The sequence below is a fragment of the Rhodovulum kholense genome (assembly GCF_003053725.1).
In the GTDB taxonomy this organism is placed as follows: Bacteria; Pseudomonadota; Alphaproteobacteria; order Rhodobacterales; family Rhodobacteraceae; genus Rhodovulum; species Rhodovulum kholense.
The window spans coordinates 299,665-323,654 of record NZ_QAYC01000001.1 but is presented as its reverse complement, the minus strand read 5'-3'; the positions used below and the strand labels follow the sequence as shown (position 1 = coordinate 323,654).

General features: G+C 69.6%; 25 protein-coding genes. 15 read left to right on the top strand and 10 right to left on the bottom strand.

Annotated elements, in window-relative coordinates; all coding sequences use genetic code 11:
• Positions 1-36 precede the first annotated feature (36 nt).
• Positions 37-720 carry a GntR family transcriptional regulator gene (locus tag C8N38_RS01485; protein ID WP_108023203.1) on the bottom strand — a complete coding sequence of 228 codons (684 nt, stop codon included), beginning with the start codon at positions 718-720 and terminating at the stop codon, positions 37-39.
• A 303-nt stretch (positions 721-1,023) separates the two neighbouring features.
• Here C8N38_RS01485 and C8N38_RS01480 point away from each other — a divergent pair, with 303 nt between their 5' ends.
• The 9 genes from C8N38_RS01480 (at position 1,024) to C8N38_RS21765 (ending at position 9,902) form a co-directional block, all read left to right on the top strand.
• On the top strand, positions 1,024-2,040 hold the full coding sequence (locus C8N38_RS01480; protein WP_108023202.1) for a TRAP transporter substrate-binding protein: 1,017 nt from the start codon (positions 1,024-1,026) through the stop codon (positions 2,038-2,040).
• Positions 2,041-2,105: 65 nt separating this feature from the next.
• A complete protein-coding gene (locus C8N38_RS01475) occupies positions 2,106-2,915 on the top strand; it encodes a TRAP transporter small permease subunit (protein ID WP_108023199.1) in 810 nt (269 codons plus the stop codon).
• Between the two features lies 1 nt (position 2,916).
• Entirely contained in the window at positions 2,917-4,545 is a 1,629-nt protein-coding gene (locus C8N38_RS01470; RefSeq protein ID WP_215731065.1) for a TRAP transporter large permease, read from the top strand.
• Between the two features lie 43 nt (positions 4,546-4,588).
• Positions 4,589-6,079 carry a UxaA family hydrolase gene (locus tag C8N38_RS01465; RefSeq protein ID WP_108023198.1) on the top strand — a complete coding sequence of 497 codons (1,491 nt, stop codon included), beginning with the start codon at positions 4,589-4,591 and terminating at the stop codon, positions 6,077-6,079.
• A gap of 24 nt (positions 6,080-6,103) precedes the next feature.
• Entirely contained in the window at positions 6,104-6,997 is an 894-nt protein-coding gene (locus tag C8N38_RS01460; RefSeq protein ID WP_108023196.1) for an NAD(P)-dependent oxidoreductase, read from the top strand.
• Positions 6,994-7,716, top strand: coding sequence for an SDR family oxidoreductase (locus tag C8N38_RS01455; RefSeq protein WP_108023194.1), 723 nt, complete (start codon positions 6,994-6,996; stop codon positions 7,714-7,716). The genes C8N38_RS01460 and C8N38_RS01455 overlap by 4 nt, the downstream gene beginning before the upstream one ends.
• Before the next feature lie 6 nt (positions 7,717-7,722).
• Positions 7,723-8,628, top strand: coding sequence for a DMT family transporter (locus C8N38_RS01450; protein WP_108023192.1), 906 nt, complete (start codon positions 7,723-7,725; stop codon positions 8,626-8,628).
• Positions 8,625-8,798, top strand: coding sequence for a hypothetical protein (locus C8N38_RS21770; protein ID WP_245895472.1), 174 nt, complete (start codon positions 8,625-8,627; stop codon positions 8,796-8,798). The genes C8N38_RS01450 and C8N38_RS21770 overlap by 4 nt, the downstream gene beginning before the upstream one ends.
• A 117-nt stretch (positions 8,799-8,915) precedes the next feature.
• Positions 8,916-9,902, top strand: coding sequence for a mandelate racemase/muconate lactonizing enzyme family protein (locus tag C8N38_RS21765; protein ID WP_342750283.1), 987 nt, complete (start codon positions 8,916-8,918; stop codon positions 9,900-9,902).
• Here C8N38_RS21765 and C8N38_RS01440 read toward each other — a convergent pair.
• Both C8N38_RS01440 and C8N38_RS01435 read right to left on the bottom strand, forming a co-directional pair.
• A complete protein-coding gene (locus C8N38_RS01440; RefSeq protein WP_108023190.1) occupies positions 9,820-10,557 on the bottom strand; it encodes an SDR family oxidoreductase in 738 nt (245 codons plus the stop codon). The two genes, C8N38_RS21765 and C8N38_RS01440, sit on opposite strands and share 83 nt — an antisense overlap.
• A 7-nt stretch (positions 10,558-10,564) precedes the next feature.
• On the bottom strand, positions 10,565-12,346 hold the full coding sequence (locus tag C8N38_RS01435; RefSeq protein WP_108023188.1) for an IlvD/Edd family dehydratase: 1,782 nt from the start codon (positions 12,344-12,346) through the stop codon (positions 10,565-10,567).
• 282 nt (positions 12,347-12,628) lie between these two features.
• Here C8N38_RS01435 and C8N38_RS01430 point away from each other — a divergent pair, with 282 nt between their 5' ends.
• The 4 genes from C8N38_RS01430 (at position 12,629) to C8N38_RS01415 (ending at position 15,920) form a co-directional block, all read left to right on the top strand.
• Positions 12,629-13,333 carry an AzlC family ABC transporter permease gene (locus C8N38_RS01430; protein WP_112316829.1) on the top strand — a complete coding sequence of 235 codons (705 nt, stop codon included), beginning with the start codon at positions 12,629-12,631 and terminating at the stop codon, positions 13,331-13,333.
• Complete coding sequence (locus C8N38_RS01425) at positions 13,330-13,659, top strand: AzlD domain-containing protein (RefSeq protein WP_108023184.1); 330 nt, start codon at positions 13,330-13,332, stop codon at positions 13,657-13,659. The genes C8N38_RS01430 and C8N38_RS01425 overlap by 4 nt, the downstream gene beginning before the upstream one ends.
• A gap of 129 nt (positions 13,660-13,788) precedes the next feature.
• Positions 13,789-14,958, top strand: coding sequence for a pyridoxal phosphate-dependent aminotransferase (locus tag C8N38_RS01420; protein ID WP_108023182.1), 1,170 nt, complete (start codon positions 13,789-13,791; stop codon positions 14,956-14,958).
• A 14-nt stretch (positions 14,959-14,972) separates the two neighbouring features.
• A complete protein-coding gene (locus C8N38_RS01415; RefSeq protein WP_108023180.1) occupies positions 14,973-15,920 on the top strand; it encodes a 2-hydroxyacid dehydrogenase in 948 nt (315 codons plus the stop codon).
• Here C8N38_RS01415 and denD read toward each other — a convergent pair.
• Both denD and C8N38_RS01405 read right to left on the bottom strand, forming a co-directional pair.
• Complete coding sequence (gene denD / locus C8N38_RS01410) at positions 15,913-16,890, bottom strand: D-erythronate dehydrogenase (protein WP_108023178.1); 978 nt, start codon at positions 16,888-16,890, stop codon at positions 15,913-15,915. The two genes, C8N38_RS01415 and denD, sit on opposite strands and share 8 nt — an antisense overlap.
• Entirely contained in the window at positions 16,887-17,825 is a 939-nt protein-coding gene (locus C8N38_RS01405; RefSeq protein WP_108023176.1) for a sugar kinase, read from the bottom strand. Before C8N38_RS01405 ends, denD begins: the two co-directional genes overlap by 4 nt.
• 278 nt (positions 17,826-18,103) lie before the next feature.
• Here C8N38_RS01405 and C8N38_RS01400 point away from each other — a divergent pair, with 278 nt between their 5' ends.
• A complete protein-coding gene (locus C8N38_RS01400) occupies positions 18,104-18,862 on the top strand; it encodes an SDR family oxidoreductase (protein ID WP_108023174.1) in 759 nt (252 codons plus the stop codon).
• Here the strand turns inward: C8N38_RS01400 and C8N38_RS01395 are convergent.
• Complete coding sequence (locus C8N38_RS01395) at positions 18,859-19,632, bottom strand: hydroxypyruvate isomerase family protein (protein ID WP_108023172.1); 774 nt, start codon at positions 19,630-19,632, stop codon at positions 18,859-18,861. The genes C8N38_RS01400 and C8N38_RS01395 overlap by 4 nt on opposite strands.
• 142 nt (positions 19,633-19,774) lie before the next feature.
• Here C8N38_RS01395 and C8N38_RS01390 point away from each other — a divergent pair, with 142 nt between their 5' ends.
• A complete protein-coding gene (locus C8N38_RS01390) occupies positions 19,775-20,890 on the top strand; it encodes a THUMP domain-containing class I SAM-dependent RNA methyltransferase (RefSeq protein WP_108023170.1) in 1,116 nt (371 codons plus the stop codon).
• A gap of 164 nt (positions 20,891-21,054) precedes the next feature.
• Here C8N38_RS01390 and cobC read toward each other — a convergent pair whose 3' ends face one another.
• From cobC to C8N38_RS01370, 4 genes are all read right to left on the bottom strand, one after another.
• Positions 21,055-21,567, bottom strand: coding sequence for an alpha-ribazole phosphatase (gene cobC, locus C8N38_RS01385; protein WP_108023168.1), 513 nt, complete (start codon positions 21,565-21,567; stop codon positions 21,055-21,057).
• Entirely contained in the window at positions 21,558-22,346 is a 789-nt protein-coding gene (gene cobS / locus C8N38_RS01380) for an adenosylcobinamide-GDP ribazoletransferase (RefSeq protein ID WP_108023166.1), read from the bottom strand. The genes cobC and cobS overlap by 10 nt, the downstream gene beginning before the upstream one ends.
• On the bottom strand, positions 22,343-23,350 hold the full coding sequence (cobT, locus tag C8N38_RS01375; protein WP_108023164.1) for a nicotinate-nucleotide--dimethylbenzimidazole phosphoribosyltransferase: 1,008 nt from the start codon (positions 23,348-23,350) through the stop codon (positions 22,343-22,345). The genes cobS and cobT overlap by 4 nt, the downstream gene beginning before the upstream one ends.
• 185 nt (positions 23,351-23,535) lie before the next feature.
• Positions 23,536-23,928 carry a CZB domain-containing protein gene (locus C8N38_RS01370; protein WP_108023162.1) on the bottom strand — a complete coding sequence of 131 codons (393 nt, stop codon included), beginning with the start codon at positions 23,926-23,928 and terminating at the stop codon, positions 23,536-23,538.
• Between the last annotated feature and the right edge of the window lie 62 nt (positions 23,929-23,990).

Below are 23,990 nucleotides of genomic sequence, written 5' to 3'. Positions count from 1 at the left end.
TCTCCCTGTTGTGGATTGCCCCGGACCCGCCCGCCGTCAGTCCGCGTCGGAGGGGTCCGGCCCGATTTCAGTCTCGGTCCCGGTTTCGAAAAAGGCGCGCACATTGGCCAGAAGCCGGTCCAGATGCGCCTGCAGGCTGGCCTGCGCCGCCGCGCTGTCGCGGGCCTCGAGCCCCGCGACGATGGCCCGGTGCTGGCTGACCACGCTGTCGCGCGAGCTTTTGCGGCGCGCCGACAGGAACCGCGCCCGCCAAAGCCGCCCCAGATAGGATTGGTGCGTCTCGGCCAGCGCCGGATTATGTGCGGCCCGGACGATCGCGAGGTGAAAGGCCATGTCCACCTCGAACCGGTCGATGTCGTCAAGCGTCGTGAAATTGTCCGAAAGCTCGCGTTCCAGCCGCCGGATCTCGTCCAGATCGGCCTCGCTCGCCCGGTCGCAGGCCAGCCGGACCGACAGCATCTCGAGCGCCGACAGGACCTCGATGGCGTCCCGGACCTCGGCCAGCGTCGGGCTGGCGACGACGGGGCTGCGCGCCGGACGCAGGAGCACCAGCCCCTCATTGGCGATGATCCGGATCGCCTCGCGCATCGGCGTGCGGCTGACCCCCATCTCGGCGGCGGTGTCGCGCTCCTTGATCGGCGCGCCGGGGGGCAGCGTCCCGTGCAGGATGCTGCGGCGCAACCGGTTCGCGATGTCCTCGGCGCGGGTCTGTTCCGCCATGTCGCGACTGCTCCTTCGGCCCCGGCCGTCCGGCCGGGAGCGGGCGCGTGGCCCCTGTCTTTCCATTTGGTATACCAACGAAACCGGACTTGTCGAGGCCACCAGGTCCGACGCCGTGTCGCGCCCCTGCCCCCCTGCCGGCCGCTGCGGACCTTGCCAGAAGCACCTTTCGCCCATTTGGTATACCAAAATGGTTGATCGGGCCGTGGCGCTTCGGCTAGCCTCACCTCACAAGGCACCATCGCGAGCCGGGGGAGAGACGGCCCGCAAACCGGGGGGAGCCCCATCCAGGGAGGAGACACCATGAATCCGAGACCGATGCTGGCCGCGGTGGCGCTTGCCGCTGGGGCAGCTCTGCCTGCGGCGGCCCAGGACGTGACGCTGCGCATCCAGACCCATTACAACCCCGAACAGACCTCGGGCAAACTGGCCGCCCAGTTCGTCGAGGATGTCGAGACGATGTCGGGCGGGTCCATCGACATCGAGATGTTCTATGCCTCGTCGGTGGTCGCGACGGTCGAGACCTTCGACGCCGCCGCCAACGGCATTCTCGACTGCGACATGACCGGCGGCGCCTACCAGACCGGCAAGAACCCGGGATTCCAGTTCGTGGGCGACATCATGGGCGGCTATGACACGCCCTATCAGCAGCTGTCCTGGCTTTACTACGGCGGCGGGCTGGAACAGGCACAGACGCTTTACAACGAATTCGGCATGCAGCTGATCGGCTGGTGGGTCTATGGCCAGGAATCGCTGGTCTCCTCGACGCCCATTGCCGGGCCGGACGATCTGAAGGACTGGAAATTCCGCTCGCCCCCGGGGATGGAAACCGAGATCTTCGCCAATCTCGGCGCCTCGCCCATCGTGATGGACTTCACCGAGGTCTTCACCGCGATGGAGACCGGCATCATCGAGGGCACCGACTATTCGGGGCTTTCGAACGACGAGTCGATCGGGCTGTTCGATCTGGCGAACCACGCCACCTATCCGGGCTTCCATTCGATGCCGTCCGACCATCTGGCCTGCAACAAGGCAGTCTGGGACGGGCTGACCGAGCAGCAGCGGCGGATCGTCGAAGTGGCGATGGAAAAGCTCGCGCTGCGGTCTGCGCTGTATTTCGAGAAGGCCAATGCCGAGGCCGCGGCGCGGCTGACCGAAAAGGGCGTGACGCTGCATGACTGGTCGGCCGAGGACCGCGCCACCTTCCGCAAGGCAGCTCAGGCCGCCTGGGACGTCTGGGCCGACAAATCGCCCGAGGCCAAGGCGCTGGTCGACAGCCACAAGGCCTATCTGACCCAGCTTGGCCTGATCGCCGACTAGGTCCGCCATTCCGCGCGCCCCGGGCCATGGCCGGGGCGCGCCGATCCGGAGGGAGACGGAACGGCATGCAGGAAAAGGACGGCGTCTGGCTGGGGCCTCTTGGCCCGGCGGTGAAAGCAGCGATGATCGTCTCGGGCGCGGCTGCCGCCGCGATGGCGCTCTGGCTGATCGCGGGCCAGGTCTGGCGCGCCGAACCGGTCGGCATGTTCGAGATGCTGCGCCCCGAGGGTCGGCCCGAGGTGCCGCTGATGCTGGGCAGCCTCGCGGCCGCGATGCTGTTCGCGGCACTGCACCTGTCGGACCGGAAAGGCGCCATCGAACGCCCGCCGACCGGGCCGATGGACATCGTGGCACTCGTGATGTCCCGGCTGGCGATGATCGGCATCATCTGCGTCGTCGTGGTGATGATCTACGAGGTCGTTGCGCGCTATGTCTTTGAAAAACCGACGCTCTGGGCCAATGAACTGTCGCTGTGGATCGCCGGGTTCATCTTCCTGCTGGCCGGGCTCTATGCCATGCAGCAGCGCAGCCATATCCGCATCTATGTGATCTACGACCTGCTGCCCCGGCCGTTGCAGAAGGCGGCCGACGTGGTCTCGGTCGGGCTGATCTGGGGCTTCTTCCTCTGCCTTCTCTGGGGCGGCTATGGCGAGGCGGTCACCAAATTCGCCCGGATGGAAACCTTCGGCACCGCCTGGGACCCGCCGCTTCCGGCCACCATCAAGCCCGCCATCCTGATCGTCATCGGGCTGGTCGCGCTGCAGGCGTTGTCGAACCTGATCGCCGACTGGAACCGCCCGCCCGAATACCATTCCGCGCTCGACGATATCGACGAGACCGAGATCGCCAATATCCGCCGGACGCTGGAGGACTGAGATGGAGCTGATCCTCGACTTCGGCTGGATGAAGGTCTCGGATATCGGGACGATCAGCCTGATCCTGCTGCTGGGAATGTTCGCTCTGCTGGCCATTGGAATGCCGCTGGGCTTTGCCTCGGCCTTTCTGGCGGTCGCGACGCTGGTGATGAAATTCGGCCCCGATCTGCTGTTTCGCGATTTCGGGCGCGGCCCTTTCGCGGTGCTGGGTCAGGCGATCTACCGGCAGATGACGAATTACGTGCTGATCTCGATCCCGCTTTTCATCTTCATGGCGGCGCTGCTGGAACGCTCCGGCATCGCGCGCGACATGTATTCCTCGCTGAACATGTGGCTGTCGCGGACCCGGGGCGGCATCGCGGTCGTGACCTCGATCATGGCGGTGATCATGGCGGCCATGTCGGGGATCATCGGCGGCGAGGTCGTGCTGCTGGGCCTGATCGCACTCCCGCAGATGCTGCGGCTGGGCTATGACCGGAACCTCGCCATCGGCACGATCTGCGCCTCGGGCTCGCTGGGCACCATGATCCCGCCCTCGATCGTGCTGATCTTCTACGGGCTCGTGACCGAGACCTCGATCAAGGCGCTGTTCACCGCGTCCTTCCTGCCGGGCTTCATGCTGGCCTCGTTCTTCCTGATCTACATTCTGGTGCGGACGCGGCTGAACCCCGGCCTCGCCCCCCTGCCACCGGCCGATCCGGGCGACCCGGCCGGGCGCGAGAAGGCGCTGATGTTTCTGGGCTTCCTTGCCCGCATGACGCTGTGGATCGCGGGCGCGCTGCTGGTGCGGGTGGCCTTCCTGACGGCGACCGGCGCCAATCGCGTGCAAGAGGGTGTCGCGCCCATTTTCCTTGGCATGGTGTCGGACATTCCCTGGCTGGTGGGCGCGCTGGCGCTGGCGCTGGCCGCGATCCATCTGGCCGTCGGGCCAGAGCGGACCCGCGCGGGCTGGCAGATGGGCAAGGGACTGGTCGCGCCGACAGTGGTGATCGGGGTGGTTCTGGGCTCGATCTATGGCGGCATCACCGGCATCACCGAGGCCGCGGGCATGGGCGTCGTCGCGGTCTTCGCGATCGGGCTGATCCGGCGCGAGATGACCTTCGAGATCGTCTGGGACAGCCTGATGCGCACGCTGCGCTCGACCGGCACCATCATCTGGGTGACCATCGGCGCGGCCGCGCTGGCCGCGGCCTATACGCTGGCGGGCGGGCCGAACTATGTCGCGAACCTGATCGTCGGGGCGGACATGCCGACCATGGGCATCATCCTCGTCATGATGCTGATCTTCCTCGTCATGGGCATGTTCATGGACTGGGTCGGCATCGTGCTGCTGATCATGCCGGTCTTCCTGCCCATCGTGCTGAAGCTGCCCCCGGCCGAGATCGGCGTGCTTGGCCAGCTCGACCCCCGGCATGTGGCGATCTGGTTCGGCGTCGTCTTCTGCATGAACATGCAGGTGAGCTTTCTCTCGCCGCCCTTCGGCCCCGCCGCCTTCTATCTGAAATCGGTGGCCCCGCCCGAGATTTCGCTGACCGACATCTTCAGCGGCTTCCTGCCCTTCATCGGCTTGCAGATCCTCGCTTTGTCGGTCCTGCTGATCTGGCCGCCCATCGTGACGCTGTTCCTGTGAGGGGGGCGCCGCACATCTGCGGGACCGGCCCGGAGGAGACGCCATGAAGACCGTCAGACTGTCCGAGGCCGACAATGTGGTCACCGCCGCCACGGCGCTTTCCCCGGGCGAGGCGGGCGCGACAGAGGTCATCCCGATGGGCCACAAGATGGCGACCGAGGCGATCGCCAAGGGCGCGCCGGTCCTGAAATACGCCCAGGTGATCGGCTATGCCGCCGAAGACATCGCGCCCGGCGCCCATGTCCATAGCCACAATCTGGCCTTCCGCGCGGTCGGGGCCGACTATGCCTTCGCGACCAACCTGCGCCCGGCCGCGCCCGCACCGGCGGCGGACCGCTTCATGGGCTATCGCCGCCCGACCGGCCGGGTCGGCACGCGGAACTTCATCGCGGTGCTGACCTCGGTCAACTGCTCGGCCACCGCCGCGCACCGGATCGCCGCGCATTTCACCCCAGAAAGGCTGGCGCCCTACCCGAATGTCGACGGCGTCGCGGCCTTCGTTCATGGCACCGGCTGCGGCATGGCCGGATCGGGCGAGGGCTTCGAGGCGCTGCAACGGGTGATCTGGGGCTATGCCCGCAACCCCAATGTCGGCGGCGTGCTGATGGCCGGGCTGGGCTGCGAGACGATGCAGATCGACTGGCTGATCGAGGCTTTCGGCCTGACCCCGGGGCCCTTGTTCCAGCACATGACGATCCAGGACACGGGCGGGCTGCGCCGCACCGTCGAGGAGGGCATCGCGCGGATCGAGGCGATGCTGCCGCTGGTCGATGCCGCGCGCCGGACGCCCTGCCCGACCTCGGATCTGACCGTCGCGCTGCAATGCGGCGGCTCGGATGCTTGGTCGGGGATCACCGCGAACCCGGCCTTGGGCCATGCCTGCGACCTGCTGGTCGCCCAGGGCGGCACCGGCGTTCTGGCGGAAACGCCTGAAATCTACGGCGCCGAACATCTGCTGACCGCCCGCGCCAAGGACCGCGCCACCGGCGAAAAGCTGATCGGCCTGATCCGCTGGTGGGAGGACTATACCGCGCGCAACCGCGGCTCGATGGACAACAACCCGAGCCCCGGCAACAAGCGCGGCGGGCTGACCACCATCCTTGAAAAATCGCTGGGCGCGGCCGCCAAGGGCGGCACGACGCCCCTGACCGCCGTGCTGCTCTATGCCGAGCCCATCGCCGAGACGGGCTTCGTCTTCATGGACAGCCCCGGCTATGACCCGGCCTCGGTGACAGGCCAGATCGCCTCGGGATGCACCCTTGTCGCCTTCACCACTGGCCGCGGCTCGGCCTTCGGCTCGAAACCCGCCCCCACCGTCAAGATCGCCACCAACAGCGCGATGTTCACCCGGATGACCGAGGACATGGACGTGAATGCGGGCCGCATCCTTGAGGGCAGCGCCACAGTCGAGGAGGTCGGGCGCGAGATCTACGATCTTTGGTTGCGGGTCGCGAGCGGCGAGAGAACGAAATCCGAGGCGCAGGGGCTCGGAGATCATGAATTCGTGCCCTGGCAGATCGGCGCAGTGATGTGAACGGGACCGGAACGGGAGAGGGATATGGATGATCCGAGGATCGGCTTCGTCGGGCTCGGCCTCATGGGCCGGGCCATGGTCGAATGCCTGCAGAAGAACGGGATGGAACTGACGGTGCTGGGCCATCGCGACCGCTCGGGGATCGACGAGGCGCTGGCGCAGGGCGCGACCGAGGCCGCCTCGGGCCGGGCGCTGGCCGAGGAAAGCGACATCGTGATGCTGTGCATGGGGACCTCGGATCAGGTCGAGGCCCGGATCTACGGCCCCGACGGCATCCTTGCAGGCGCGCGCGAGGGCCAGGTGGTGATCGACTTCGGCACCTCGCTGCCCGCCTCGACGCTGAAGATCGGCGCCGATCTGGCCGAAAAGGGCGCCGTCTATCTGGATGCGCCGCTGGGGCGCACCCCCGCCCAGGCGCGCGAGGGGCTGCTGAACATCATGTGCGCGGGCGAGCGCGCCGCCTATGACCGGGTCAGGCCGGTGCTCGACATCCTCGGCGAGAACGTCTTTCATCTGGGCAAGCTCGGCAACGGGCACACGATCAAGCTGATCAACAACTTCTTTGCCATGACCACCGCCTGCGCCATGTCCGAGGCCTTCGCCATGGCCGATGCCGCCGGGATCGAGCGCGAGGCGCTTTATTCGGTGATGTCGGCCGGGCCGCTGAAATCGGGGATGATGGATTTCATCCGCGCCTATGCCGTCGAAGGCCGGATCGACCTGGCCTTCTCGGTCGCGAATGCCGCCAAGGATGTGGGTTATTACCGGCGCATGACCGAGGATCTCGGACGCGAAAGCCCGATCTCGGGCGCGACCGATGCCGCCCTGCGTGCCGCCCGCGACGGGGGCGCGGGCGATCTGATGGTGCCGCAGATGACCGACTGGATCGCAACCCATTCAAAAAAGGGACAGACATGAGACTGGACGGAAAACGCGCCTTCGTGACGGCCGCGGGTCAGGGCATCGGCCGGGCCATCGCCGAGGCCTTCGCGGCGGAAGGCGCAATCGTGGTCGCGACCGATCTCGACCCGACGCTGCTGACGGGTCTCACGGCCGAAACCTTCGGGCTGGACGTGACCGACAAGGCGGCCCTGACCGAGGCGATCCGCGCGGCCGATCCCGAGGTGCTGGTCAATTGCGCGGGCATCGTGCATGCGGGCACGCTGCTCGAGGCCACCGACGACGAGTTCGACTTCGCCGTCGCGCTGAATGTCCGCGCGCAGTTCCATGCGATGCAGGCCGCACTGCCGGGCATGCTCAAGCGCGGCCATGGCTCGATCGTCAATATCGCCTCGGTCGTCTCGTCGCTGGTCGCGGCCCCCAACCGCTTTGTCTACGGCGCGACCAAGGCGGCGGTGATCGGCATGACGAAATCGGTCGCGCTTGACTATGTCACGCGCGGCATCCGGGTGAACGCGATCTGCCCGGGCACGGTCGACAGCCCCTCGCTGCACGACCGCCTGCGCGCCATGGGCGATTACGAGGCCGCCCACCGCGCCTTCGTCGCCCGCCAGCCGATGGGCCGGATCGGCACCCCGGCCGAAATCGCCCATCTCGCGGTCTATCTCGCGTCGGACGAAAGCGCCTTCACCACCGGCCAGACCCATGTGATCGACGGCGGCTGGGCGGTGGGCTGAGCCCCGATGGGGATCGGACGTCCGCGCGAGGATCGCAGGCTGACCGGGGTGCTGGCCATGGCACTGGCGGTCGCCTTCTTCACCTGCATCGACAGCTCGGCGAAATGGCTGATCCTCGCCGGGCTGCCCGCGCTGCAGGTGGTCTTCGCGCGCTATCTGATCCATTTCCTGCTGGCGCTGGTGGTCTTCCTGCCGCGCGAGGGGCTGGCGGCGCTGCGGTCGAACAGCCCGGTGCGTCAGGTGCTGCGGTCGGTCTTCCTGCTGGGCAGCACGGTCTGCAATTTCGCGGCGCTGAAATACCTGCCGATCACGGTGACGACCACGATCATGTTCGCGGGCCCCATCGCGGTGACGCTGCTGGCGATCCCGATGCTGGGCGAACGGGTCGGGCTGCGCCGGATCGCGGCGGTCTGCACGGGCTTTCTGGGCGTCGCGGTGGTGATGCAGCCCTGGGGCGCGGCCTTCCACCCGGCGATGCTGCTGAGCCTCGGGGCGCTGACCCTGGCCTCGCTTTACTTCGTGCTGACCCGGATACTGGCCGGGATCGAGGCGATCTCGACCCAGCAGATCTGGTCGGCGGGGCTTGCGGCCCTGGCGATCCTGCCCTTCGTTCCGGGCGGCTGGGTCTGGCCCGAGGGCGGCACCGACTGGACGGTCTTCCTGCTGATCGGGGCCTTCGGCGCCGCCGGCCATATCGCCGCGACCGAGGCCCACCGGCTGGCCGATGCCTCGCTGCTGGCGCCTGTCGTCTATCTTCAGGTTTTCCTCGCGGCGCTGGCGGGCATCCTCGTCTTCGACACCTGGCCCACGGTCTGGACGCTTTGCGGCGGCGCCATCATCATCGCCTCGGGACTTTACATCTGGCGCCGCGAACGGGCGCAGCTGCGCGGTGCGAAGCGATCGGGACCGTGAAGATCGCCGAGATCCGCCCGCATCTTCTGCACCAGAGGCTCGATTCCGGCTTCGAAAGCGCCTTCTCGACCTTCCGCGACCGCTGGGCCTGCCTCGTCGAGATCGTCTGCGAGGACGGCCCCCCGGCTGGGGCGAGGCGCTCGGCCCCGCCCGCACCGATGCCGCCGTGATCGCCGAGATGGCGCCCTGGCTGAGCGGCCGCGCCCCCCTGGCGATCGAGCCGCTCTGGACGCGGCTCGCGACCCAGTTCCGCGACCAGGGCCAGCGCGGCCGAGCGTCACCGCGCAATCGGCCCTCGACATCGCGCTCGGGGACATTGCCGGGCGGCATTACGGGGTGCCGGTCCACGCGCTGGCGGGCGGCGCCCACCGGACCTCCGTCCCGGCCTCTGCGACCGGATCGACGCGCCTGGCGCAGACCTCCACCGCGCACGGGCCGAGGGCTTCACTGCCGCCACGATCAAGACCGTCTTCGGCCATGACGCCGATCTCGACGCGATCCGCACCGCGCGCCAGATCCTCGGAACGCGCCCGCTGATGATCGACACCAATCACGGCCATGACGCGATCGAAGCGATCCGGCTCGGGCGCGCCGCCGCCCGATACGACATCGCCTGGTTCGAGGAACCGGTCCTGCCCGAACATCTCGGTGCCTATGCCGAGGTCCGGCGCGGCCAGCCGATCCCGGTCGCGGGCGGCGAGACCTGGCACACCCGCCACGCCCATCCGCAGGCGATCCGCGCCGGTGCCATCGACATCCTGCAACCCGACGTGACCGGCTGCGGCGGGCTGACCGAAATGCGCAGGATCGCGGCCTGCGCCGAAACCGAAGGCATCCGCGTCGTCGCCCATGTCTGGGGACCCGGCGTCCACCTGGCCGCTTCGCTGCGAATGCTGGCGCTGCTGCCACCGGTGCCCCGGCGCCATGCGCCGAACGATCCCTGGCTCGACCTCGACCGCACCGGAAATCCGTTCCTCGCCGAGATCGTGAAGACGCCTGTCCTGCTCGAGGCGGGCCGCGTCGCCATCCCACCGGCCCCGGTCTCGGGATCGAGATCGACCGCGATGCGCTGGCCGCCTGGGCCCCGCGCGACCTGGGCCAAGCCTTCTTCTTGGCAGAAATACCCTGGGGGTCCGGGGGCAAAGCCCCCGGCGGGTCGGCCCGCGCCAGCGGGACGAAACCGGGATAACCTCAGCCCCGGCCGATATAAGGCATCGTCGTCGCCATCACCGTCAGGAAGGGCACATTGGCCTCAAGCGGCAGCCCTGCCATGAACAGCACCGTCGCGGCCACATGGGCCACATCCATCACCGGCTCGACCGCAATGCTCCCGTCGGCCTGCGGCACGCCCCGGGTCATGGTCTCGGCCATGTCGGTCCGGGCATTGCCGATATCGATCTGCCCACAGGCGATGCCATGGGCCCGCCCGTCCAGCGCCAGCGACCGTGTCAGCCCGGTGATCGCGTGTTTCGAGGCGGTATAGGGCACCGAGCCCCAGCGTGGCACATGGGCCGAGACCGACCCGTTATTGATGATCCGACCGCCCGGCGGGTCCTGTCGCCGCATCCGGGCGAAGGCCGCCCGGGCGCAAAGAAAACTGCCGGTCAGGTTCACCTCGATGCAGCGCCGCCAGTCCTCGACCGCGATCTCGTCAACCGGCGCCCCCGGCACCGAAACGCCTGCATTGTTGAACAGAACGTCGATCCGCCCCCAGGCCGCCATCGCCCGGTCGAAGGCAACCTCGACCGAAGCCTCGTCGGTCACGTCGCAGGTCAGCACCAGCGCGCCCGGCCGCCCCTCGGCCACGGCCTCCAGCGCCGCAATCCCGCGCCCGGCCAGTCCAACCCGCCAGCCCGCCTCCAGAAAGGCCAGCGCGGTCGCCCGGCCGATGCCCCGCCCGGCCCCGGTGATGATGATGCTGCGCGCCATGCCTGCCTCAGTGGTTGTCGCGCGGCAGATCGCGGGCGATCCGCCGATAGGCCGTGGCCAGTTCCAGACAGCCGCCATCGGCCAGCTGGCCGACATTGGCACGGTAGATCTCTTCCCAGGGGGTCTGGCTCACGATCTCGGGCGGCTCCCAGGCCTCGCGCCTCAGCTCCCACTCCGCCTCATCGACCAGCGCATCTAGCCGCGAGGCGTTCAGGTCCAGCCGCACCCGGTCGCCCGTCTTCAGGAAAGCCAGCCCGCCCCCCACCACCGCCTCGGGCGAGGCGTTCAGGATCGAGGGACTTTCCGAGGTCCCCGACTGCCGCCCGTCCCCGACCGTCGGCAGATGCCGGACGCCCTTCTTCACCAGCGCGTCCGGCGGCTGCATGTTCACCACCTCGGCCGAGCCCGGATACCCGACGCAGCCCACATTGCGGATGAAAAGCATCGCGCTTTCGTCGATCTCAAGTTCGGGGTCGTTGATCCGGGCGTGGTAATCCTCGGGGCCCTCGAAGACCACGGCGCGGGCCTCATGCACCCCCTCGCGGCCGGGCTCGGACAGGAAGCGCGCGCGGAACTCGTCGGAAATCACCGAGGTCTTCATCAGCGCCGAAGCGAACAGATTGCCCGAAAGCACCTTGAACCCGGCCTGCGTCCGCAAGGGCGCGTCATAGGGCGCGATCACGTCCGGGTCGGCGGACCGGACCCCCTCGAGGTTCTCGGCCAGGGTCCTGCCGGTCGCGGTCATCGCGCCCACGTGCAGCCTTCCGGCCCGGGCCAGCTCGGCCATCACCGCGGGCACGCCGCCCGCCCGGAAGAAGCTCTCGCCCAGGTATTCGCCCGCGGGCTGCATGTTGACCAGAAGCGGCACGTCATGGCCGATGGTCTCCCAGTCGGTCACGTCCAGCTCGACCCCCGCATGCCGCGCGATCGCCTGCAGATGCGGCGGCGCATTGGTCGAGCCGCCGATGGCGCTGTTGACGACGATGGCATTCTCGAAGGCCGCGCGGGTCAGGATGTCGGAGGGTTTCAGATCGTCCAGCACCATCTGCACGATCCGCTTGCCGGTCTCGTAGGCCATTGCCATCCGCTCGCGGAAGGGCGCGGGGATCGCGGCATTGCCGGTCAGGCTCATGCCCAGCGCCTCGGCCATCGCGTTCATCGTCGAGGCCGTACCCATGGTGTTGCAATGCCCCAGCGAGGGCGCCGAGGAACAGACCCGATCCATGAACTCGTCATAGTCGATCTTGCCCTCGGCCAGCAGGCGCCGGCTTTCCCAGACGATGGTGCCCGAACCCGCGCGCTTGCCCTTCCACCAGCCGTCGAGCATCGGTCCGCCATTGAGCGCAATCGCCGGAATGTCGACCGTCGCCGCCCCCATCAGCAGCGCGGGCGTGGTCTTGTCGCAGCCGGTGGTCAGCACCACCCCGTCCAGCGGATAGCCATGCAGGATCTCGACCAGCCCCAGATAGGCGAGGTTGCGGTCGAGCGCCGCCGTCGGCCGCTTGCCGGTCTCCTGCAGCGGATGGACCGGAAATTCCATCGGCACGCCGCCCGCCTCGCGGATGCCCGCCTTGATCCGGTCCATCAGGAAGACGTGGATCTTGTTGCAGGGCACCAGATCCGACCCGCTATTGGCGATGCCGATCACCGGGCGGCCCGATTGCAGCTCGCCCCGGGTGAAGGTCTGGTTCTGATAGCGCTCGACATACAGCGCGGTCATGCCGGGGTTGTTGGGATTGTCGAACCATTCCTGAGACCGGAACCGCTTGTTCGCGCGCGTGTCGCTCATGCCTTTCCTCCGCTTGCCGCCGGGCAGCCGTCTGTCTGCGACCGCTGAGGCGTCTGGCCTGCGCCGCTTCGGGGCGGTGCCGCAGCGTCCCGCGCGGCCAGACCCCGGGCGGCCCTTGGCACAGCATTCCGATCTGGTATACCAAATGCAAGGGCAATCCGCACCGAATGCCCCATGGCTCAGGGAGGACCTTGTCGTGACCGAGCGCCGCGCCATCGTGTCGGCCCCACCGCCGGGGCCGGTCCCGAAATCTTGTGCCCGACCAGTCCCCGGAGCGCGCCCGTGACCGAGGCACAAGCCTTTCGGAAGGGGGCGCTCGACTGCGCGCCGTTCATCCTGATCGTGGTGCCCTTCTCGCTTCTCTTCGGGGTGGTGGCGCGGGATGCCGGGTTGGACCTCTTGCAGGCCATGGCGATGTCGGTGCTGGTGATCGCGGGCGCCTCGCAATTCACCGCGCTGGCGCTTCTGGAAGATCACGCGCCGGTCTTCGTGGCACTTCTGGCGGCCCTGGCGGTCAATCTGCGGATGGCGATGTATTCAGCCGCACTCGTGCCCTATCTCGGCCATGCGCGGCTGGGGGTACGGGCGCTGATGGCCTATCTGATGGTCGACCAGGCCTTCGCCGTCGCGGTCCGCACCTACGAGGCCCATCCCGCCATGACGCCTGCGGCGCGCGTGGCCTATTACTTCGGTTGCATGGTCCTGATCTGCCCGTTCTGGTATGGCGGCACGCTGACCGGCGCGCTGGTCGGACAGGCGATCCCCGCGGAATTCTCGCTCGATTTCGCGGTGCCGGTCTGCTTCATCGCCCTGACCGCGCCGCTGATCCGGTCCCTGCCCCATGCGGTCGCGGCGCTCGTGTCGGCGCTGGCGGCGCTGGCGCTGGCCTGGCTGCCCTGGAGCCTCGGCCTGCCGGTCGCAGCACTTGTCGCGATGATCACCGGCGCGCAGACCGAACGCCTTCTGCAACGCAGGGGCCGGGCATGATCTCCGACGCGGCCTTCTGGAGCCTGACCGCGGCCCTTGCCGTCGGGACCTTCCTGATCCGGTTTTCCTTTCTGGGGATCTTCGGCCGCCGGACGCTGCCGCCCTGGGCGCTGTTGCACCTGAAATATGTGGGCGTCGCGGTGTTTCCGGCGCTGGTCGCGCCGCTCGTGCTCTGGCCCGAGGCAACGGGCGGCACCCCCGACCCCGCCCGGCTGATCGCGGCGCTGGCGGCGCTGGTCGCGGGGCTCAGAATCTCGGTTGTGGCAGCGATTCTGGCGGGGATGGGTACGCTTTATCTGATCGAGGCCGCCGCCCGCCTGCTGTGACCCGCGCCCGACGGGCGGCGGAAAGCCACGCGCAGCCTGCCGATCCGAAGGGAGGACTTTATCTCGGCGTTTCGCTTGGTATACCAGAACGGAAGCGGCCGGCAGGCCCGGCCCCGGGGAGGAGGCCCCATGACGCATCTGCAGTTCGCCGACAGCCTGTCGCGGCTTGGCACGGAATCGGCCTTCACGGTGCTGGCGCGGGCCCAGTCGCTGGCCGCCCAGGGGCGCGACATCATCAATCTCGGCATCGGCCAGCCCGATTTCCGCACGCCCGACCACATCGTCGAGGCCGGCATCAAGGCGCTGCGCGACGGCCATCACGGCTATACCCCCGCCAACGGGCTGCCCGCGCTGCGCCATGCCGTTGCCACCGACCTGCACCGCCGTCACGGGGTCGAGGTCGATCCCGAGACGGTCGTCATCGTGCCCGGCGGCAAGCCAACCATGTTCTTCGCCATGCTGATGTTCGGCCAGCCGGGGCGCGAGATCCTCTACCCAGATCCGGGCTTTCCGATCTATGAAAGCGCGATCCGCTATTCCGGCGCGACCCCGGTGCCGATCCCGCTGGAGGAACGCACGGGCTTTGCCTTCGAGGCCGACCGGGTGCTGGAACGGATCACCGACCGCACCAGCCTGATCGTGCTGAACAGCCCTGCCAACCCTACCGGCGGCGTCACCCCGCGCGCCGAAATCTCGCGCCTCGTCAAGGGGCTCGCGGCCTTTCCTCGGGTGGCGGTGCTGTCCGACGAGATCTATTCGTCGATGCTTTATGGCGGGCGCGAACATGTCAGCCTGCTGCAATATCCCGACATCCGCGACCGGCTGATCGTGCTCGATGGCTGGTCCAAGACCTATGCGATGACCGGCTGGCGGATCGGCTATGCGGTCTGGCCCGATGCCGCGCTGGATCACGTGACGCGGCTGTGCATCAACGACCATTCCTGCGTGAACGCCGCCGCCCAGCATGCCGCGCTGGCCGCGCTGACCGGGCCGCAGGACGCGGTCGCGGCGATGGTCGCCGAGTTCGACCGCCGCCGCGCCCATGTCGTGCGCGAGCTGAACGCCCTGCCCGGGGTCCGCTGCCCCGATCCCGGCGGCGCCTTCTACGCCTTCCCCAATATCGAGGGCACCGGAATGCGCGCGGCCGAGGCGCAGGACCTCTTCCTCGAGGAGGCGGGCGTCGCCACCATCGCGGGCACCGCCTTCGGCGCCCGGGGCGAGGGCTATCTGCGCCTCTCCTATGCCAGCTCGACCGAAACCCTCACCGAGGCCATCGCGCGGATCCGCGCGGTGCTCTGACGAAAGGCCGATCCATGACCGATACCCCCCTGCTGATCTGCGGCGCCGCTTTCACCGAGGACGAACGCGCGCGGCTGTCGACCGCCGTCTCGTCGGTGTCGGTCGATGCGCCCCGCGCCATCGCCGGGCTCGCCCCCGGGGCGGCCGCGCGGCTGCGCGCCGTTGCCTACAAGGGCCACGAGCCCTTCGGCGCGGCCGAGATGGACGGGCTGCAGGGGCTGGGGCTGATCGCCAATTTCGGCGTCGGCTACGATGCCATCGACGTGGCCGCCGCCACCCAGCGCGGCATCCGCGTGACCAACACGCCCGATGTGCTGAACGACGATGTGGCCGATCTGGCGGTGGGGCTGATCCTGGCCCAGGCGCGCAGCCTCGTGCGCGGTGACGGCTGGGTGCGCAGCGGCCGCTGGACCAAATACGGCGCCATGCCGCTGGCGCGGAAAGTGTCGGGGGCGCGGGCCGGCATTGTCGGGCTCGGCCGGATCGGGCGCGAGATCGCCGACCGTCTGGCCGCCTTCAAGATGGAAATCCACTACCATTCGCGGCAGGAAAAAGAGACCCCCGGCTGGCAGTATCACGCCGATCCGGTCGGTCTGGCGCGCGCGGTCGATTTTCTGGTCGTGGCGCTGGTCGGCGGCCCCGAGACCCGCAATTACGTCTCGGCCGAGGCGATCGCGGCGCTGGGGCCGACGGGCGTGCTGATCAACATCTCGCGCGGGACGACGGTCGACGAGGGCGCGCTGATCGCAGCCCTCGAAGAGCACCGGATCGCGGGCGCGGGGCTTGACGTCTATCTGGACGAACCGGCCATCGACCCGCGCTTTCAGGGGCTGGAAAACGTGGTGCTGCAACCGCATGTGGGGTCAGCCACCACCGAGACCCGGCGCGCCATGGCCGAGCTGCAACTGGCCAATATCCGCGCCTTCCTCGACGGCCAGCCGCTGCCGACCCCGGTCAACTGACGACCGGGCCGCCGGGCAGGTCGTCCTCGAGGAACTGGCGGATGTTGTCGGCAAAGCTGTCATCGGCGGTCAGGCCCAGCGCCAGCGCCCGGTCGGCGCGGATGTCGTCGCGCCAGCCCGACACGATCCTTTCGATCTCGGGCTGGGGCTCCCAGCGGATCAGACGCGCGGGCGCGGCCCCCGCGACCTCGGTCATCGCCGCGATCATCTGGCCGATGGTCCAGCGCCGCCCCGGCATGGTCATGCAGCGGTTCTGCCCCAGCGCGGCGGCCTCCAGTTCGGCCGCGCGGATCAGGTTCTCGACGCAGCGGCGCGGGCCGAGGTAGTAATGTGCGAAATCGGAACCGACCGGGCAGATCGCCTCCTGCCCCGACAAGGGTTCGCGAAAGATCCCCGACATGAAAGCCGAAGCGGCGCGGTTGGGCCGTCCCGGCCGCACCGAGATCGAGGGCAGCCGCAGCCCCCGCCCGTCGACCAGCCCGCGCCGGGAATAGTCGTTCAGCAGCAGTTCGGCCACCGCCTTCTGGGTGCCGTAGGAGGTCTGCGGGTTGAGGAAGGTGGCGTCGGTCACCGGGTCGGGCACCGCGCCGCCATAAACGGCAATGGACGAGGCGAAGACCAGCACCGGGCAGCTGCCCAGCGCCCGGCAACGCTCGAACACGTTCAGGCTTCCGCCCATGTTGACCGCCATCCCGGCATCGAGGTCCTCCTCGGCATGGGCCGAGACGATCGCCGCCAGATGGAAGATCACATCGGTCCCGGGCGCGATCCTGGCCGCGACCGAAGCCGGGTCCGCGATGTCGATCTTGAGGCTTTCGACCGGAAACGGCGCCTCGGGCATGGGCGGCGGGGCCACATCGGCCAGAGCGAGCCCCGTGATCGGCCGCCCGCGCAGCGTGCCGCGCCGGGCCAGCGCCCGGGCCAGACGCCCGCCGAGAAACCCGCCCGCGCCGAGGATCAGGACCTTCATGGCGCCGCCTTCAGGGCTGCGCCTTCAGGTGCGAAGATGTCGGGGGCAAGCGCGCCACGGCGCTGGATCACCGCGGCGGCCAGCGCCGCCGCCCGGCGCACCGCCTCGGGCGGCGCGGCACCTGTCGCGCGGGCTGCGAGGAACCCGGCCGCGAAACTGTCGCCCGCCGCCGTGCTGTCGATCACCTGCGCGACGGGTTCGGGCGCGATCTCGGCCTCCATGCCCTCGGCCCAAAGCCGGATCGGCGCGGCCCCGTTCTTGACGACGACCGTCGTCGCCCCGGCCTCACGGTAGCGCGCCACGGTCGCCTCGGGCGAGGCATCGCCAAAGGCCGCGCTTTCCTCGTCGAAGGAGGGCAGCACGGTGTCGGCAACCGAGGCGCCCAGCATCAGCCCTGCCCGCATCTCGTCCGCGTCCGCCCAAAGCCGGGGCCGCACATTGGTATCGAAGCTCACCCGCGCCCCCGCCGCCCGGGCGCGCGCCAGCGCCGCACAAAGACGCTCGCGCGCCTCGGGCGCGAGGATCGCCAGCGTGATGCCCGAGACATGCAGAAGATCGCGCCCGGCGAAGACCCGATCGAGCCAGTCCGGATCGTCGGCCATCGCCTTCGCCGCCGCCTGACCGCGCCAGTAGGAAAAGCTGCGCTCGCCGTCCTTCAGCGCGATCATGTAAAGCCCCACGGTGCGCCCCTCGATCCGGCGGATCGCCCCGGTTTCGACGCCCTCGCCCGCCATGAAGGCCAGCATGTCATCCGACACCGCATCGGTGCCCACGGCGGTCGCATAGCCGACCGACCAGTCCGCGCGCAGCAGCCGCCGGGCGTACCAGGCGCAATTGAAGGTGTCCCCGGCAAAGCCCATGCGAAAAAGCCCGTCCGTGGCCGGGGCAAGCTCTACCATGCATTCGCCGATGGCGAGAAAGAAATGATCCGGCATGTGTCTCCCTGCGGCCTGAGCCCGCGCGACAGGCGCGGCGCGCCCCCGGTTCTATCCGGTTTTCCGCCGCCTCGGCTAGGGACCTGTCCGCCCTTTCCCGGCGATTTCCCCTCCTGGCCCGCCCGGGCTGCCGCGCGACCGCCGGATCGGTGCCCCGCGGGCGTCGCGAGACGGCGCGCCCCAGGCGGCCTCCGCCCCGTGGCCGGTCTTTCCCCGGCGCCGCGACATGGTATACCAAAATCCGGGGCTGTCCTGGCCCCGCGAGACCGGGAGGGAACATGGATCTTTTCGACCTGAGCGGACGCACGGCGCTGGTGACCGGCGCCTCGATGGGGATCGGGCTGGGGCTTGCCCGGGCGCTGGCGGCGGCCGGGGCCCGGGTGGTGCTGAACGCGCGAGGAGCCGGGCGGCTGGAAGAGGCCGCCGCGATGCTGCGCGCCGAAGGGGCCGAGGCCGACACCCTGCCCTTCGACGTGACCGATGCCGGGGCGGCGGCGCGCGCCATCGACGGCTACGAGGCGCTGCGCCCCATCGACATCCTGATCAACAATGCAGGCATCCAGCACCGCGCGGCGCTGGAGGAGTTTCCGGTCGAATCCTTCGACCGGCTGATGCGCACCAATGTCAACGCAGCCTTCTATGTCGCCCGAGCCGTTGCGCCGCACATGATCGCGCGGGGACGCGGGCGGATCGTCAACATCGCCAGCGTGCAGGCGGCGCTGGCCCGCCCCGGGATCGCGCCCTATACCGCCTCGAAGGGGGCCATCGTCAACCTGACCAAGGGCATGGCCACGGACTGGGCGCGCCACGGGCTGTGCTGCAACGCCATCGCGCCGGGCTATTTCGACACGCCCCTGAACGCGGCGCTGGTGGCCGATCCGGACTTCTGTGCCTGGATCGAACGGCGCACCCCGGCCGGGCGCTGGGGCCGGATCGAGGATCTGGCCGGGGCCTGCATCTTCCTGGCCTCCGACGCCTCGGCCTTCGTCAACGGCCAGGTGATCTATGTCGACGGCGGCATGACCGCCTGCCTCTAGGCGCCTTTGGCCCCGAACGTCGCCATCCAGCCAAGGCTGTCGCCGGTCGGCCCCCCGGGACGGTACTCGGCGCCGACCGGCCTCGCATGGCCCAGCCGGTCGAGCAGGCCGAAGACGTGGCCATAGTCCAGCTCGCCATGATCGGGCGGGCCGCGGTCGGGCACCGAGGCCACCTGCACATGACCGATCAGCGGCATCAGCGCCTGCAGCCGGGCCGAGACATCGCCCTCGGCGCGCTGCACATGGTAGCAATCGAACATCAGCTTCAGGTTCGGCGCGGCCACCCGGTCGATCATCGCCACGGCCTCGGCCGTGCTGGCCAGCGCATAGCCCGGCACGTCATGGGGGTTGATCGGCTCGATCAGGATGCCGATGCCATAGGGCGCGGCCTCGAGACAGGCATAGGCCAGCGCCGCGGCCAGCGCCGCCTCGGCCTCGGGCCCGCGCGCGCATCCGGCCATGGCATGGATCTGCGGCACCTCCAGCGCCGCGGCCCAGGCGATCGACTGGTCGATCGCGGCCCGCGCCTCGAGCTCGCGCCCGGGAAGGGCGCAAAGCCCGAACTCGCCCGCCGCCGGATCGCCGGGGCGGGTGTTCAGAGACAGCATCGGCAGGCGGGTCTCGTCGAGGGCCGCGCGGATCGCGGCGCGCGGGATGTCGTAGGGCCAGTGGCATTCGACGGCAGAAAACCCCGCCGCTGCCGCCGCGCGGATCGCATCGGGCAACGCGAGCTCGCGCCAGAGAAACCCCAGATTGGCAGAGAACCTCACGTTCCCCTCCGGATCGGCTGAACCGCGCGTTCCGCCTTCATCGCTAGCGGCGCCGCCCCGGACCTGTCAAGCGCGCCCTTCCCTGCCCGCCGCTTCCGGTGTATCGCGGGACCCTCACGCCTCACCCCGTCCCGGAGCCCGGATGACCGCAGCCCCCCCGTTCGAGATCTTCCTCGCCGCCCTGCCGGGGCTCGAGCCGCTCTTGGCCGAAGAGGCCCGTGCAGCGGGCTTTGTGGCGCCTTCTGCGGTGCCCGGCGGCGTCACCGTTCAGGGCGGCTGGCCCGAGGTCTGGCGCGCCAATCTGGTCCTGCGCGGCGCCTCGCGGGTGCTGGTCCGGGTCGGGACCTTCCGCGCCTTCCATCTGGCCCAGCTCGACAAGCGGGCGCGAAAATTCGACTGGGCCGCGGTTCTCCGGCCCGACCGGCCGGTCCGGGTCGAGGTGCAGTGCCGGGCCTCGAAGATCTACCATGCGGGCGCCGCCGCCCAGCGGATCGAGCGCGCCATCGCCGAGACGCTCGGCGCGCCCGTCGGCGGCGAGGATGCGGTCGCGCTCAAGGTGCGGATCGACGACAACCTAGTGACGCTCAGCCTCGACAGCTCGGGCGAACCGCTGCACCGGCGCGGCCACAAGCAGGCGGTCGGCAAGGCCCCGCTGCGCGAAACGATGGCGGCCCTCTTCCTGCGCGCCTGCGGCTTCGACGGCACCGAACCGGTACTCGACCCGATGTGCGGCTCGGGCACCTTCCCGATCGAGGCGGCTGAAATCGCGGGCGGGCTCGCGCCCGGCCGCGACCGCAGCTTCGCCTTCGAGGACTTCGCCAGCTTCGACGCCGACGCCTGGGCCGCAATGAAGGCCCCCGCCCCCGCGCCTGCGGCACAGATCCGCTTCTTCGGCTCGGACCGCGATGACGGGGCGATCCGGATGGCCACGGCCAATGCCGCCCGCGCGGGTGTCGCGGACCGGACCGACTTCCGCCGCCACGCAGTCAGCGATCTGGTCCGGCCCGACGGCCCGCCCGGCCTCGTGATGGTCAACCCGCCCTATGGCGCAAGGATCGGCGAGCGAAAGCTCCTGTTCGCGGTCTACGGCGCCCTCGGGGCGACGCTGCGCGAGCGGTTCGCAGGCTGGCGGGTCGGGCTCGTCACCAGCGACGAGGGTCTTGCACGGGCGACGGGCCTGCCTTTCCTGCAACCCGGCGCGCCGGTCGCCCATGGCGGCCTGAAAGTGCGGCTCTTCCGGACGGCGCCCCTGCCCTGACCTCTTTCCCCGGGACCGGTGTTCCGTCATGGGTATTTCTGCCAAGAAGAAATCGGACGCCGTCTTCTTCTTGGCAGAAATACCCCAAGGATCGCGGCCCTGAAGGGGCCGCCCAGTGAAAGCGTGCGCGGCACGCGCTCCGCCGGATCGGCGACGGATTGGCTTCAGGGCAGTTCGATGAAACTCCCATAGGGGAATTTCATCTGCCAGGCGCCCTCGCGCCCGGCATGGTGAAGGGCGGCCCGCATCAGTCCGGCATGGGTGACCGCCAGAACCGTGCCGGCCCCATGCATCTCGTCGAGAAAGGGCACGACACGGGCATAGAACATGCCGACGCTTTCGCCGCCATGGGGGCGCGAGTCGTAGAAATGCGCGGCCCAGTGATCGAGCCCGTCGCGCGGCACCTCGGCCCAGGGCGTGCCCTCCCAGGCGCCGAAATCGATCTCGATCAGGCGGGGATCGATCTCGACCGGCAGGCCGCGCGCCGCGCCGATGTGATCGGCCAGACGGGTGCAGCGCAGCAGCGGGCTGGACAGCACCCGGTGGACCGGAGGAAGCGCCGCAAGAACCTCTGCCGCCTCTTCGGAGAAGCTTTCCGCGGGCGGATAGTCGGTGCGGCCGTAGCAGGTGCCCTCGGCCACGTCCGGGCGGGTGTGGCGCAGAAGGATCACACCCATGCCAGAAGCCCCAGCAGGATCGCGATCTCAGAGACCTGCTGCACCGCGCCCAGCCCGTCTCCGGTATGCCCGCCAAGCCGCCGGTTCAGCACCCGCTCTGCCCAGAGCGTGACTGCCGCCGCCAGCGCCAGCGCCGTCACGGCCGCGCCGATCCCCGCGCCGATCCAGAGGCCGAGCGCGATCAGCGCGCCCGTGCCCCAGGCGATGGCCATGCCGTCCCGGCCCGGACCGGCCGCGGCGAAGGCGGCCTTGCCCTCGCTGCGCGCATAGGGCAGCCGCACCATGACCAGGACCGAGGCGAGGCGGCTGAGCCCGTGCGCCGCGACCAGCGCGCCCGCTGCCGCCCAGCCGCCCGCCGCCGCGCCGAGCCCGGCCAGCGCCGCGGCCTTCAGCCCCAGCGCCAGCATCAGCGTCACCGCGCCATAGCTGCCGATCCGGCTGTCGCGCATGATTTCCAGAGCGCGCTCGCGCGTCAGCCCGCCGCCAAGCCCGTCGGCCATGTCGGCCAACCCGTCCTCGTGCAGCGCGCCGGTCAGCCGCACGCCCGCGGCAAGTGTCAGAACCGCCGCCACCGCCGGGGGAAAGACCGCCGCCGCGGCCGCGTAGACCAGCCCCAGAGCCGCGCCGATCAGCGCCCCGCACAGCGGAAAATAGCGCGTCGCCCGGCGCATCCGGTCGGGCGTGTAGCCCGGATCGGCGGGCAGCGGCAGGCGGCTGACGAATTGCAGCGCCAGCACGACCAGCCGCGCCTCTTCGCCCAGCCGGGTGACCGGGGTCATTGCGGCCCCGTCACGCCGGCATCGTCGAAGCTGGCCATGGTGTTCAGCATCTCGCCCGCGGCCTTCAGCAGCGGCCAGGCGAGAAGCGCTCCGGTGCCCTCGCCCAGCCGAAGCCCGAGCCGCAGCAGAGGTTCGGCCCCGAGCGCGTCGAGCAGCGCGCCATGGCCCTGTTCCTCGGAGCGGTGCGAGAAGACCATCGCGGCCCGGGTCGCAGGCACGATGCGTGCGGCGGCAAGTGCCGCCGATGTCGCGATGAACCCGTCGACGATGATGACCTTCTTCGCCTCGGCCGCGCCGATCATCGCCCCGGCCATCATTGCGATCTCGAAGCCGCCATACTGGGCCAGCGCCTCTTGCGGGCCAAGATCGCCGGTCCGCGCCGCGGCACGTTCCAGCACCTGACGCTTGTGCGTCAGCCCGTCATCGTCAAGCCCGGTGCCGCGACCCACCAGGATGTCGAGCCCGACCCCGGTCAGCTTGTGGCCGAGCGCGGCCGCCGAGGCGGTGTTGGCGATCCCCATCTCGCCATAGGCCACCGCATCGGCGGGGCTTTCGGCACCAAGCTTGCGGCCCTCTTCCAGCGCGCGCGCGCAGTCCTCGGCGCTCATCGCGGGCTCGTGCAGGAAGCTTTTCGTGCCCGCGCCGATCCGGCGCTCGATCAGGCCCTCGAGGCCGAAAGGCTCGCCCGCGATCCCGGCATCGACGACCTTCATCCGGGCGCCGACAGCGCGCGCGAAGGCATTGGCCCCGGCCCCGCCCGCCAGATAGTTCAGCACCATCTGCCGCGTCACTTCCTGCGGAAATTTCGACACGCCCTCGGCGGCGATGCCGTGATCGGCCGCGAAGATCGTCAGCTCGCAGCCGTCCATCCGCGGGCTCAGCGTGCCCTGCACGGTGGCCATGACCGTCGCCAGATCCTCGATCCGGCCGAGCGATCCCAGGGGTTTGGTCTTGAAGTCGATCTTGTGCTGGAGCGCGGCGGCGAAATCGGTGTCGGTGGTCATCCGGTGGGGCCTCTCGTTGCTGTCGCGGCGTGTCTTAGGACGGGGCGACGGGCGCTGCAATCGGCAACGGCACAAGCAACCGGCCAAGGCGCCGCAGCCGGTGCCGCGCGGTCGCCGCACCGGCAACGAGGGGAAAGGCGCAAGCCGGGCCCGGGCCCGCACGCGCCGCGGACCGACGGCGTTCGCTAGGGCTGGGCGCGTCCGGTCGCGAGGTCCAGTTTCCACAGGCTCAGCGCCTTCAGCACCCGGTCGGCCCGCTCTGCGAAAGCGCCGCCCATCATCGTCCGCGCCTCGTCCGCGCGGCCCGCCAGCGCCAGGCCCAGCACCTGCGCGGCGGTGGCGTGAAAGGCGGCATGGGCGGCGTCGATCGCCTGCCAGCCCTTGCCCGCCTTCAGATCCGGCGGGATTGCGGCGCCATGGAACCAGCGGCCGAAATCGCAGCTCTTGTCGCAACCGGCCTTTTCGGGTGTGAATTCGGACCGGCCCTGGGCAATGGCCGCCGCCAGGTGCGAGCGCCATTTGAGGTGCTTGATCTGGGCCGCCGCGACTTCGGCGATCATGTCGGACTGTTGGCTCATCGGGCGCTCCGGAGTGAAGGCTGTGCGCGGGCACTCTGCATCGGCAGCGTTAACCCGGTCCT

Coding starts and splice junctions, on each gene's coding strand:
- C8N38_RS01440 (WP_108023190.1), bottom strand. CDS start 10,557: ATGGCGCGCAGCATCATCATCACCGGGGCCGGGCGGGGCATCGGCCGG.
- C8N38_RS01435 (WP_108023188.1), bottom strand. CDS start 12,346: ATGAGCGACACGCGCGCGAACAAGCGGTTCCGGTCTCAGGAATGGTTC.
- C8N38_RS01485 (WP_108023203.1), bottom strand. CDS start 720: ATGGCGGAACAGACCCGCGCCGAGGACATCGCGAACCGGTTGCGCCGC.
- C8N38_RS01370 (WP_108023162.1), bottom strand. CDS start 23,928: ATGAGCCAACAGTCCGACATGATCGCCGAAGTCGCGGCGGCCCAGATC.
- C8N38_RS01450 (WP_108023192.1), top strand. CDS start 7,723: ATGGGGATCGGACGTCCGCGCGAGGATCGCAGGCTGACCGGGGTGCTG.
- C8N38_RS01405 (WP_108023176.1), bottom strand. CDS start 17,825: ATGCCGGATCATTTCTTTCTCGCCATCGGCGAATGCATGGTAGAGCTT.
- C8N38_RS01400 (WP_108023174.1), top strand. CDS start 18,104: ATGGATCTTTTCGACCTGAGCGGACGCACGGCGCTGGTGACCGGCGCC.
- cobC (WP_108023168.1), bottom strand. CDS start 21,567: ATGGGTGTGATCCTTCTGCGCCACACCCGCCCGGACGTGGCCGAGGGC.
- denD (WP_108023178.1), bottom strand. CDS start 16,890: ATGAAGGTCCTGATCCTCGGCGCGGGCGGGTTTCTCGGCGGGCGTCTG.
- C8N38_RS01415 (WP_108023180.1), top strand. CDS start 14,973: ATGACCGATACCCCCCTGCTGATCTGCGGCGCCGCTTTCACCGAGGAC.
- C8N38_RS01420 (WP_108023182.1), top strand. CDS start 13,789: ATGACGCATCTGCAGTTCGCCGACAGCCTGTCGCGGCTTGGCACGGAA.
- C8N38_RS01465 (WP_108023198.1), top strand. CDS start 4,589: ATGAAGACCGTCAGACTGTCCGAGGCCGACAATGTGGTCACCGCCGCC.
- C8N38_RS01475 (WP_108023199.1), top strand. CDS start 2,106: ATGCAGGAAAAGGACGGCGTCTGGCTGGGGCCTCTTGGCCCGGCGGTG.
- C8N38_RS01480 (WP_108023202.1), top strand. CDS start 1,024: ATGAATCCGAGACCGATGCTGGCCGCGGTGGCGCTTGCCGCTGGGGCA.
- C8N38_RS01460 (WP_108023196.1), top strand. CDS start 6,104: ATGGATGATCCGAGGATCGGCTTCGTCGGGCTCGGCCTCATGGGCCGG.
- cobS (WP_108023166.1), bottom strand. CDS start 22,346: ATGACCCCGGTCACCCGGCTGGGCGAAGAGGCGCGGCTGGTCGTGCTG.
- C8N38_RS01455 (WP_108023194.1), top strand. CDS start 6,994: ATGAGACTGGACGGAAAACGCGCCTTCGTGACGGCCGCGGGTCAGGGC.
- cobT (WP_108023164.1), bottom strand. CDS start 23,350: ATGACCACCGACACCGATTTCGCCGCCGCGCTCCAGCACAAGATCGAC.
- C8N38_RS01425 (WP_108023184.1), top strand. CDS start 13,330: ATGATCTCCGACGCGGCCTTCTGGAGCCTGACCGCGGCCCTTGCCGTC.
- C8N38_RS01470 (WP_215731065.1), top strand. CDS start 2,917: ATGGAGCTGATCCTCGACTTCGGCTGGATGAAGGTCTCGGATATCGGG.
- C8N38_RS01390 (WP_108023170.1), top strand. CDS start 19,775: ATGACCGCAGCCCCCCCGTTCGAGATCTTCCTCGCCGCCCTGCCGGGG.